The sequence below is a fragment of the Corallococcus sp. 4LFB genome (assembly GCF_046520365.1).
Classification (GTDB): domain Bacteria; phylum Myxococcota; class Myxococcia; order Myxococcales; family Myxococcaceae; genus Corallococcus; species Corallococcus caeni.
On the sequence record NZ_JBKGHJ010000315.1, the window covers coordinates 1 to 10,395 of the forward strand.

The 10,395-nt window shown below is 70.7% G+C and carries 10 protein-coding genes; 6 read left to right on the forward strand and 4 right to left on the reverse strand.

Annotation, left to right across the window (positions count from 1 at the left end; translation table 11 throughout):
- Positions 1 to 755: hypothetical protein (locus ACLEQD_RS28105; protein WP_410388160.1), on the reverse strand; the 755-nt coding region annotated here is incomplete at its 3' end.
- A 268-nt stretch (positions 756 to 1,023) separates the two neighbouring features.
- Here ACLEQD_RS28105 and ACLEQD_RS28110 point away from each other — a divergent pair.
- Together ACLEQD_RS28110 and ACLEQD_RS28115 are read left to right on the forward strand one after the other, a co-directional pair.
- On the forward strand, positions 1,024 to 2,196 hold the full coding sequence (locus ACLEQD_RS28110; RefSeq protein WP_410388162.1) for a hypothetical protein: 1,173 nt from the start codon (positions 1,024 to 1,026) through the stop codon (positions 2,194 to 2,196).
- Positions 2,115 to 2,837 carry a hypothetical protein gene (locus ACLEQD_RS28115; RefSeq protein WP_410388164.1) on the forward strand — a complete coding sequence of 241 codons (723 nt, stop codon included), beginning with the start codon at positions 2,115 to 2,117 and terminating at the stop codon, positions 2,835 to 2,837. Before ACLEQD_RS28110 ends, ACLEQD_RS28115 begins: the two co-directional genes overlap by 82 nt.
- 12 nt (positions 2,838 to 2,849) lie before the next feature.
- Here the strand turns inward: ACLEQD_RS28115 and ACLEQD_RS28120 are convergent, their stop codons facing one another.
- On the reverse strand, positions 2,850 to 3,248 hold the full coding sequence (locus tag ACLEQD_RS28120; protein ID WP_410388166.1) for a response regulator: 399 nt from the start codon (positions 3,246 to 3,248) through the stop codon (positions 2,850 to 2,852).
- 149 nt (positions 3,249 to 3,397) lie between these two features.
- On the opposite strand from ACLEQD_RS28120, the gene ACLEQD_RS28125 reads away from it, so the two are divergent.
- Genes ACLEQD_RS28125 through ACLEQD_RS28135 form a run of 3 tightly spaced genes read left to right on the forward strand, consistent with a single transcriptional unit; the run spans position 3,398 to position 5,023 of the window.
- Positions 3,398 to 4,159, forward strand: coding sequence for an SDR family NAD(P)-dependent oxidoreductase (locus ACLEQD_RS28125; RefSeq protein WP_410388168.1), 762 nt, complete (start codon positions 3,398 to 3,400; stop codon positions 4,157 to 4,159).
- A 13-nt stretch (positions 4,160 to 4,172) separates the two neighbouring features.
- Entirely contained in the window at positions 4,173 to 4,913 is a 741-nt protein-coding gene (gene pyrF, locus ACLEQD_RS28130) for an orotidine-5'-phosphate decarboxylase (protein ID WP_410388170.1), read from the forward strand.
- Positions 4,877 to 5,023, forward strand: coding sequence for a hypothetical protein (locus ACLEQD_RS28135; protein WP_410388172.1), 147 nt, complete (start codon positions 4,877 to 4,879; stop codon positions 5,021 to 5,023). The genes pyrF and ACLEQD_RS28135 overlap by 37 nt, the downstream gene beginning before the upstream one ends.
- 32 nt (positions 5,024 to 5,055) lie before the next feature.
- On the opposite strand, the gene ACLEQD_RS28140 is transcribed toward ACLEQD_RS28135, so the two are convergent.
- Together ACLEQD_RS28140 and ACLEQD_RS28145 are read right to left on the reverse strand one after the other, a co-directional pair.
- Positions 5,056 to 7,629 carry a penicillin-binding protein 1A gene (locus ACLEQD_RS28140; protein ID WP_410388174.1) on the reverse strand — a complete coding sequence of 858 codons (2,574 nt, stop codon included), beginning with the start codon at positions 7,627 to 7,629 and terminating at the stop codon, positions 5,056 to 5,058.
- A gap of 30 nt (positions 7,630 to 7,659) precedes the next feature.
- On the reverse strand, positions 7,660 to 8,622 hold the full coding sequence (locus tag ACLEQD_RS28145; protein ID WP_410388176.1) for an RluA family pseudouridine synthase: 963 nt from the start codon (positions 8,620 to 8,622) through the stop codon (positions 7,660 to 7,662).
- Positions 8,623 to 8,666: 44 nt separating this feature from the next.
- Here ACLEQD_RS28145 and ACLEQD_RS28150 point away from each other — a divergent pair, with 44 nt between their 5' ends.
- Positions 8,667 to 10,145, forward strand: a complete 1,479-nt coding sequence (locus ACLEQD_RS28150; protein WP_410388178.1) for a pentapeptide repeat-containing protein — start codon at positions 8,667 to 8,669, stop codon at positions 10,143 to 10,145.
- Positions 10,146 to 10,395: the final 250 nt, after the last annotated feature.

Genomic DNA, 10,395 nt, shown 5'->3' on the forward strand with positions numbered 1-10,395 from the left:
CCCGCGCCCCGGAGGGTCGCGGCAGCGGTGCGCTCGGCGAGCGTCGCCAGGGAGGTGCCCAGGGCCTCCGCGGACGCCGCGGGACTCGATGCCAGCTCCTCGCGCAGGCCCGCCGCCAATCCCCGCACCAGCCCCCGCCCCCCTCGCTCCACCAGCTCCAGCAGCAGGCTGGAGTCCTCTCGCAGCTTGGACTCGACGCCCACCACCAGCCCCCGGCCTACCTTCGAGGCCACCTCCTCTCCCAACGGAACCAGGCCGCGCGCGTCGTCGATGATGGACGGCAGGGAGTCGTGCAGCTGCTCCGTGGCAGCCTTCACCACGCCACGGGCCATGAGCTGGGCCCGCTCGCCCGGCGTCCGGATCTCATCCGTGCGGGAATGGGCGAACGCCACCACCTCATCGAAGAGGCGGTTGAGGCGCACGATGAAGCCATGGAGGGGCAGGCCGCCTTCGTTCCACTCCCGCTCCAGCGCCTTCAGCGCGCCCTCCATGGCCGCCTCCGCGAGCGCCTGGGTGGCGTCCACCGGCTGCCCGTGCTCGCGCCTGGCGGCCTCGTGCGCCATGCGGCTCAGCACCGTGAGCACGTCCTGGAGCAGCGTGCGCAGCTGCCCGTCCAGGTCCGGCACCTCCTTGCGGATCCCATCCGCCGTGCCCTGCACCACGCCGCTCGCGATCTCACTCGCCGCCAGCTGTTGCAGCGACAGGGCCAGGTTGCGGAGCGCCTCGATGGGTCCCGTGCGGCCCGCGATTCCCATCGGCACACCCTTTCTTGAAAGAGGGTTCACCTTTGACGGTGCACCCCGCCCCGCACCGGCGCAATGACATCCAGGCGCGCGCTCCGCTCCCGGCTTCGTCCGTGCCTCCCCCGGGGGAGCAAGCAGCCGCCCGATACCCGCTCGCCCCGGCCGCTGCTCCGTCGGACCAGGGGGTGTCTCCCATCCAGCTTCGCGGGGAAACACGCCTTGTGCGTGCCGGGGGCTTGAGGCATCCAGGGGCCTCTTCCCGGCCCCGGAACCTCGCGACATGACCGTCTCCCCTCCCCCGGACGTCCAGGACGCTGGCCCTCGCAGCAGGCGCTGGCGCCGCGTGGCGCTGTGGGCCCTGGTGGCGGTGGCGGTGCTGGAGGTCGCCCTCAATGTCGCGCTCAACACCGGCGTCACCCAGGCCATCATGGGCCGCGCGACGGACCGCACGCAGCTGACGTGGCAGCGCGCGTGGTGGCTGTGGCCCGTGGGCCGGCTCCACTTGAAGGGCTTCACCCTCACCCAGCAGGACGCGAACGTCTGGTGGAAGGTGGAGGTGGACGCGCTGGAGGCGGGCATGTCGCTCACGGGCCTCCTGCGAAAGCGCGTGGACGTGGACGGCATCACCGGACACGGCGCCAGCTTCCACCTGGAGCCAAGCAGCGCGCCTGAACAGCCGTCCGCCCCGAACAGCAAGCCGTGGGTCATCCACCTGAAGGACGTCACGCTGCACCAGGTGCGCGAGCTGGACTTCAGCCGCGTGCGCTTCGCGGGCGCGCTGGACGTCACCGGCACGCTGAACCTCCAGTCCCGCGAGCGGCTCCAGGTGGACCTGCCGTCGGTGCGCGTGGCCGGGGGCTTCATCGAGGTGGACGGCAAGCGCGTCGCGAGGCTGGAGTCGCTCGACTCGCGCGCCCGGCTCGACGCGCCCTTCCGGCCCGGCAAGGGCTACGACTTCTCCCAGTCCCTCGGCGGCCAGGTGAAGACGCACCTCGACGTGCTGCCGTTGGATTGGATCAACGACCAGCTGGGCGCGAGCGCCCCCGTGTCCCTCCACGGCGGCGCCGGCCGGGTGGACCTGGACGTGCGCATGCAGCGCAACACCCTGGAGCCCGGCAGCCAGCTGAAGGCCTCGGGCGCGGCGCTGGACCTGCGCGCGGGCCCCATCCGGGCCCAGGCCCCGTGGAGCCTGGAGGTGTCCATGCCGCCGGAGCAGCAGGGGCAGCCGTCGGGGTCGCTGCGGCTCGCGTTCGCGCCCGTGCGCGTGTCGGGCGCCCGGGGCAACGACGTGGAGGTGCCGGAGGTGGCCCTCACCGTGCTGGCGCGGCGGCGCGAAGGCAGGCAGGCCTGGACCTGGCGCCCGAGCTGCACGTGGCGAAGAGCAAGCCCCTGGACCTGCGCGTGCTCAACCCGTGGCTGGGGCGGACGCTCGAGATCGACTCCGGCCACGTGACGATTCGCAGCGAGGAGCCCTCCAAGGGCGCGAAGGCGCGCAACGCCCTGGAGCTGCGCATGGACACGGACCTCGTCTCCGGACGCATGGGGCGGAACAAGGTCCTGCTGCGCGCGGAGGTGGAGGTGGACGCGCGGCACCTGTCCTGGGACATGACGGAGCTGGGCCTGGGCGGGACGACGCTGCGGCTGAGCCAGGTGTCGTCCAACGGCAACGTGCCCATCCGCGCCTGGAGCGGGACCTTCACCCTGCCCCGCGCCAGCCTCACCCTGTCCCCCACGGTGCTCAAGGCGCGCTTCTCCAGCCAGCTCACCGACACGCAGCCCCTGGTCGCGCTCATCACGTCGTCCCGGAAGCTGCCCGGCTTCCTCACGTCGCTGCTCAACATCCCGAAGGTGGAGGTGACGGGGCAGGTGCAGATTGACGAGCGGGGCTTGCAGCTGCGCGAGCTGAAGGCGAAGGGCGACGGCTTCTCCCTGGAGGGCCACCTGGACCTCGTGCAGGGCAACATGACGGGCGCCCTGCTGGCGACGCTGGGCGCGGTGACGGGCGGCATCGAGCTGCGGCCCGGCAAGCACGACCTGCACCTCTTGAAGGCCACGGAGTGGTTCAGGGGCCAGCCGGTGCCCCCGTTCCGCTAGGCCCCCCCTGCCTCACTGGGAAGGCTGGGTCGTGGCCCCGGCGGGCTTCACGTAGGCCGCCACCGTGGCCAGGAGCACGTCCAGGTCCACCGGCTTCTCCAGGAGGCCGTCCACGCCCAGGGCGTTCATGGCGCGAGCCCCCACGTCCTGCGCGTACAGGACGATGACCGGGATGGAGGCGAGCGCCGGGTCCTCCAGCTGCCGCAGGCGGAAGGACCACGCGTTCATCCCCGGCATCAGCAGGTCCAGGAGGATGAGCGCCGGGCGCAGCCCCTGCTTGAGCAGGCGCAGCGCTTCGAAGCCGTTGCGCGCCAGCGTCACCTCGTGCCCGTCCAGCTCCAGCACCTCCTTGTAGGCCTGGAGCAGGTCCAGGTCGTCGTCCACCACGAGGATGCGGTTCCACCAGGGCATGACCGGAAACTCCCCTTCCCCAGGTCTCCAAGGTGTCAACGCGTGGGTGGATGCGCCTCGTCCCCCGGTGAGGGGGAGGGGTTTTGCGTGCCCTCGGGCGCGCAACCGTGCGACAAGGCAGGCCGCTTGCGACACCCCTGGAGGACGGCATGGCGGAGATGACCTACCGGACGGCGCTGGTGACTGGCGCCTCGAGCGGGCTGGGACGTGGACTGGCCCTGTGGCTGGCGAAGCACGGCGTGCGCGTGTTCGCGACGGGCCGGCGGCTGTCGCAGCTGCAGGCCCTGGCCGCGGAGGCCCAGGCCGCGGGCGCCGCGGTGGAGCCCGTCGTCATGGACGTCAACCACGCGGAAGGAACCCAGGAGCGCATCCGCGCCATCGACGCGGAGTGCGGCGGGCTGGACCTGGTGGTGGCGAACGCGGGCATCGGCGGCCCCACGCACGGCAAGCGCATGGACTGGGAGCGCACGCGCGCCATCATCGACACCAACGTCACCGGCGCCGCCGCCACGCTGTGCGCGGTGCTGCCGCGGATGGTGGAGCGCCGCCGGGGCCACGTCGTCGGCGTGTCCAGCCTCGCGGGGCTGCGGGGGCTGGCGGGCCACGCCGCCTACTCCGCGTCCAAGGCCTTCCTGGCCACCTTCCTGGAGAGCCTGCGCGTGGACCTGAAGGGCACCGGCGTCCAGGTGACGTGCGTCTACCCGGGCTTCGTGAAGAGCGAGCTGACCGCGAAGAACAACTTCCCCATGCCCTTCCTCATGGAGACCGAGGACGCGGTGGAGCGCATGGGCCGCGGCATCTTCGCGGGCGCCACGGAGGTGAGCTTCCCCTGGCAGCTGGCCACGTCCATGCGCGTCTTGAAGGCCATGCCCAACCCGCTGTTCGACGCCACCGCGCGCCGCCTGAAGTGAGAGGAGCCCGGCCATGACGACCCCGTCCTTCGCGCAGCGCTTCCAGCAGCTCGCCGACGAGCGCTCCCCCTTCTGCCTGGGCCTGGACCCGTCCCGCGACGTGCTCGCCCGCTGGAAGCTGCCGGACACCGTGCAGGGCCTGTCCGACTTCTGCGAGCGGCTGGCCGACGCGGCCGGTGAGACGCTCGCGGTGGTGAAGCCCCAGAGCGCCTTCTTCGAGCGCCACGGCCCCCAGGGGCTCGCCGTGCTCCAGCGCGTGCTCCAGCGCTTCCGCGCCGCGGGAACCCTCACGCTGCTGGACGTGAAGCGCGGCGACATCGGGTCCACCATGGACGCCTACGCGGAAGCGCTGTTCGGCAAGGGCAGCGCGTACGACGTGGACGCCGCCACCTTCACCGCGTACCTGGGCCTGGGCGCGCTCGCGAAGACGGTGGAGCTGGCGCGCTCCCACGGCGCCTGCGCCTTCATCGTCGTGCGCTCGTCCAACCCGGAGGGCGTGCCGTTGCAGAACGCCGTGGGCAGCGACGGCCTCACCGTGGCCCAGGCGGTGGCGGACGGCCTGCGCAAGCTCAACGACAAGGCCGGCCCCGGCGTCCTGCCCGCGGGCGCGGTGATGGGCGCCACGCTGCCCCCGGCGGACCGCGACGTGGTGGAGCGGCTGGGCGGCGCGCTGCTGCTCACGCCGGCATCGGCTCGCAGGGCGCGGGCTTCAGTGACTTGCCCAAGCTCTTCTCCGGCCGCGAGCGGCAGGTGATTCCCACCGCCGCGCGCTCCGTGCTGGAGGCGGGGCCGGACGTGGCCGCGCTGAAGCAGGCCCTGGAAGCACATCAGGCGCCCTCGCGTGCGTTTCGCGAAGGCGCCTGAAGGGCACTGCGCTTTGAGATGCGGCGCGCGGGCTACTGCGCGCCCATCATGAACTGGTCGACGCCGACCTGGTTCTTGTCGGGCACGGCCTCCTTCGGCTCGGTGCCCTTCTTGAAGAACATCAGCTCCGCGCCCTTGGCGCCGGGGTGGGACACCTTGCCCGTCTTCTTGTCGATGTAGAGCCGCGCCAGCTGCATGGACTGCCAGGGGTAGAACTCCGGCTGCGGCCGGCCCTCCAGCGCGCGCTTCATGTAGTTGAGCCAGATGGGGAGCGCCGCGCGGCCGCCCGTCTCGTAGCGGCCCAGCGGGTGCGGGTTCAGGTCGTAGCCCACCCACGCCACCGTCACCAGGTCCTTGGTGTAGCCCGCGAACCACGCGTCGAAGGAGTCGTTCGTCGTGCCCGTCTTGCCCGCCGCCGGCTTGCCCAGCCTCTGCGCGGGGCCGCCGGTGCCCTGGAGCACCACGCCGCGCAGGAGGTGCGTGAGGATGAAGCCCGTCTCCGGGCTCATCACCTGCTCGCCCGGCTCGAAGAGGCGCGCGTAGCCCGCGGCCACGCGGTCCTGGAGCGGCGCCCACGCGTCGTCGAACGCGGTGTGGTCCTCCAGCGTGCGGCCGAAGCGGTCCTCCACCTTGCGGATGAAGTACGTGGGCTTCTTGCGGCCGTAGCGGTTGAAGGTCGCGTACACGCTGGCCAGGTCGAACGGGTAGACGCAGGACGAGCCCAGCGCCGCGGAGAAGTCCATGTTCATGGGCGTCGTCATGCCCAGCTTCTTCGCCCAGTCCGCCATGTTGTGGACGCCCACCGCGCCGAACGTCTTCACCGCGGGGATGTTCATGGAGTTCACCAGCGCGGTGCGCAGGAGCACGTCACCCACGAACTCCTCGCTGTAGTTCGCCGGCTTCCACGACACCTTGTTGTCCGGGTCGTGCTCCACGATGGGCGAGTCCACGATGACGGTGGCCTCCGTCCACTCCAGCTGCTCCAGCGCCGCCGAGTACACGAACGGCTTGAAGGACGAGCCCGGCTGACGGCAGGCCTGGAACGCGCGGTTGAACTCGTTGTCGTCGAAGTCGTAGCCGCCCACCATCGCGGTGAGGTACTGGCGATGCGGGTCGATGGACACCAGCGCGCTCTGCGCCTCCGGCGTCTGCTCCAGCCGGAAGAGCTTCACGCCCTCCTCCGGGATGGCCTCCGCGAGCTTCTTGTCCCACTGCTCCTTGTCGTCCGTGAGCTCCTTCTTCACCACGTGGCGCAGCACCACCACGTCGCCCACCGCCACGGCCTTCTTGACGGAGGTGATCATGCTGGCCGGGTAGTAGCTCTCCGGGTTCACCTTGCGTGCCCACCGCATGCCCAACAGCGGCAGCCGGCCCTGGTGCGGCCCCACCTGCACGTCCGCGCCCTTGCCGTCGTCGTCGATGCGGGTGACGACGCCCACGTAGAGGCGGTTTTCGACGAGCTCCTCCTTGCCCATGGCCTTCTTCGCCTTGGCGATGAAGGCGCTGCGCTCGGCGTCGGTGGCCAGCTGCATCACCGGGCCGCGCCAGCCCTGGCGCTTGTCCACGGACATCAGGCCGTCCAGCACGGAGTCCTGCGCCGCGCGCTGCCGCTCGCTGTCCATGGTGGTGAAGACCTTGAGGCCCTCCTTGAGCAGCACGGGGTTGCCGTAGCGGTCCACCACGTCCTTGCGCACCTGCTCCACGAAGTACGGGGCGAACTCGTGGAAGACGTCCTCCACCGGGTACACCTTCACCGGCTCCGCGTTGGCCTGGTCATGCTCCTCCTTGGAGATCATCCCCTCCGTCAGCATGCGGCCCAGCACGTAGGAGCGGCGCTTCTTCGCGGCCTCCGGACGCAGGAACGGCGAGTAGCGGCTGGGCGCCTGGGGCAGGCCCGCGATGAGCGTCATCTCCCCCAGCGTCAGGTCGCGCACGTCCTTGCGGTAGTAGTTCTCCGCCGCGCTCTGCACGCCGTAGCTGTGGTGCCCGAGGAAGACGTTGTTCAGGTAGAGATACAAAATCTCTTCCTTCGTCAGCGCCTGCTCCAGCCGGAAGGCGAGGATGGCCTCGCGAATCTTGCGCTTGGGCGTCTTCGCGGTGGCCTCCTTGTAGCCCTCCGCGGAGATGAGCACCGCCTTCGCGGTCTGCTGCGTGAGCGTGGAGCCGCCCTGCACGCCGCCGGCGCGCAGGCCCAGCTTCGTCAGCACCGTCTTGGAGACGGCGCGCGTGGTGCCCAGCACGTCCACGCCGAAGTGGTCGAAGAAGCTGGAGTCCTCGCTGGCGATGAACGCCTGCACCAGCCGCTTGGGGATGCGCTCGTAGGGCACCACCTTGCGCCGCTCGTTGTAGAACTCGCCCGCGAGCACCGCGTCGTCGGTGTAGACCTCCGTGACGATGGGCGGCCAGTACTCGTCCACCTTCGGGATGGCGGGCAGCCCGTCGGAGAAGATGTAGTAGGCGCCGACAACGGCGAGCGCGCCCGCGGTGGCGCCCATGAGGCCCAGCACCGCGGCGAGCTTCATCAAGCGCACGAGGATGTTGCGCTTGGGCGGGACGCCGTCGAGCACCAGCTTGGAGCGGCTGCGGTCAATCTTCGGGTCGGCCATGCGTGTCGTGTCGAGTCCTGGGCTCAAGGCTTAGAGGAGCGCCGCCCGCTTCAGCACGTCCGTCAATTCGGGTGGCATGGGGGTCTCCACGACGACCTTCCTGCCATCCTCGGGGTGCGGAAATTCGATGCGCTCGGCGTGCAGGAACAAACGCTTGAGCCCCCAGCGCGCCCGCACGTCGCGGTTGAAGGCGAAGTCTCCGTACTTCTTGTCACCCGCCACCGGGTGCCCCACTGCTACCAGGTGCCTTCTTATCTGATGCGTGCGCCCGGTCTCGATGGTGCAGGAGAGGAGGGCTGCCTCGCTCGACTGGCGCACGACCTTCCAGCGGGTGACGGCCTCCTGCATGTTCACTCCCCGACGGGCCTTGGACTCGGCCGTCTGCTGGTGCTCGGCGAGCGGCAGGTCGATGACACCCGAGTCCCTGGGCATCTTCCCCTTCACCAGGGTCAGGTAGCGCTTCTTCGGGTGGCCGTGGGTGAAGATTTCCGTGAAATGCACCATCGCCGGGCGGCGCTTGGCCACCAGGATGACGCCGGAGGTCTCCCGGTCCAGGCGGTGGGCGGGTGAGGCGGTGAAGTCGTTCCGGGTGGCCTTGGGGCCCAGGTAGGCGCGCACGTAGTCCACCAGGGTGCCCCCGGTGATGCCGCTGCCGGTGTGGACGGCCATGCCACTGGGCTTGTCCACGGCCATGAGCCAGTCGTCTTCCTTCAGGATGACCAGCCGGGAGGGGTCTACCGGTGGTGGCGGGGGGGGCGGACGGTCCGATTTCGGACGCTCCGCCAGGGTGAGCTGCTCTTCGGTGCCGCGGATGGTGAGCACGTCTCCTTCGGCAAGCAACTGCTCTGGCTGCGCGCGCTTGCCATTCACCCGCACCTTCTTGGTGCGGATCATCTTGAAGAGGTGGCTGACGGGGACGTTGGGCATCCGCTTGCGCAGGTGCTTGTCCAGCCGCATCCCGACGGTGTCGGCTTCGATTCGGTACTCGATCATTTGTGCTGGCGCCTGGACCAGACCACACGAATAATTCGCGGTCCATGCCGAAAGCCCCAACTATCGAGAAGCTGCTCCAGAACGGTTCCGCCGAATGGAACAAGCTGCGCAAGTCCGGTCAGGCGCCCACCGGCCAGACGGGCGCCACGTTCACGCAGCTGTTCTCCGCCAACGCGGACCTCTCCGGACTGGAGCTGGTGGGCTCCGAGTGGGAGCGCTGTGACCTGTCGAAGATGAACTTCCGGGAAACGGACCTCACCAACGCCTACTTCCACGGGGGCCGCCTCCAGGACTGCGACTTCCGTGGCGCCAACCTGGAAGGCTGTGTCTTCGAGAAGCTCAAGCTGCTGCGCTGTGACTTCACCGGCGCCAAGGGTCTGGACGACCTGGAGCTGGACGACGTGGACATGGACCGCGTGACGGGCCTGGACGGCGAGGAAGCCCCGCCGCCCCCGCCCCCGCCGGTCCAGGGCATCACGGCGTTCACCCGCGAGCAGCGCGAGAAGATGCTGGGCCAGTCGCACGGCGGAGGCGGCGCGATGGACGGCGCGGGCTCCGCGCACCCGGACGAGCTGCCCCCGTTCCGGCCGCAGGATCCGCCGGGGTCGCTCTTCTTCCGGGCGCTCAAGCACGTGGGCGCGCCCCCGCTCTGGGTGCTGGACGTCCCGGGCCTGCGCCCGCTCTTGCCGCAGCGGCTGCCGCCGGGCAGCTCCCTGGAGACGCTCTACCGCGAGGCGGTGAAGACGCGGCTGGAGAACAAGAAGCCCGCGGCGGACCCGGGCGCGGTGGAGCGCGCGCAGAAGGCGCTGCGCATGGGCGGCAAGGAGGCCAACGTCGCGGCGGTGTACCTGCGCGAGGTGGGCGTGCTGCCGCTGTTCCGCTTCGCCGCGGCGAAGCAGCTCAAGGGCGAGCTGCGCGCCGAGGTGGAGGTGGACGACCTCACGGGCTCCATTGATCCGCGCACCACGGGGGCGCTGCTGGAGCTGCGCCTGACGCACGAGGTGGTGGAGCACCAGCACGAGGTGCGCCGCCGGCTGGCGGCCGCGCAGCTGTACACGTCGCTGCTGGAGGCGGGCTTCAACCCGGAGAACAACTGGGAAGAGGCGCTGGAGTCGGCGGACGCGTCGCTGGAGCTGGCGAACGCGGCCACGGGCGAGGACCGGCAGGCCCTGCTGGAGGGCTTCCAGGTGTTCGCGGCCCTTCCGGAGGAGGCGCGGCTGCGCCGCCTGGCGTACCTGGCGGAGTCCGTGTCGAACCTGGAGCTGCTCAGCCGGCTGCCGGAGGGCATGGAGCCGCAGTGGCTGTCCGGGCCGGAGGTGCGCGAGTGCCACGAGCGCGAGATGACCTACGTGCAGTCGCTCAAGGCGCAGGACATCCCGGCCAAGGTGCCGGCGCTGGCCAAGGCGGAGCTGGGCGTGCCCGAGGGCGAGGTCCCCGAGGACAGCGACGACGACCTGTTCGTGCACGTGCGCTGCGACGTGTGCGGCAAGGAGAAGCTCATCGTCCAGTCGCCGGAGGCGTAGCGCCCCGCCTCCCGTGACGCGGGAGGCGACGCAGGCGGAGGCCCGGCCGGAGCGCCCCCAGGCGCATCCCGCCGGGCCTTTTCACGTCGCGCGCCGCCCGGGCGCTGGAATCCGCGCGTTCTCCCCTCCCTGGCGGGCAGGGCCGTCATCCATCGCCTGACTGCCTACCCTCTTTCGTTGCGCGGCGTGGCGTCGCGAGCGGGGGCGCGGGCAGGCACGATGGGGCGAGGCGGGCGCGAGCGGGGGCGCG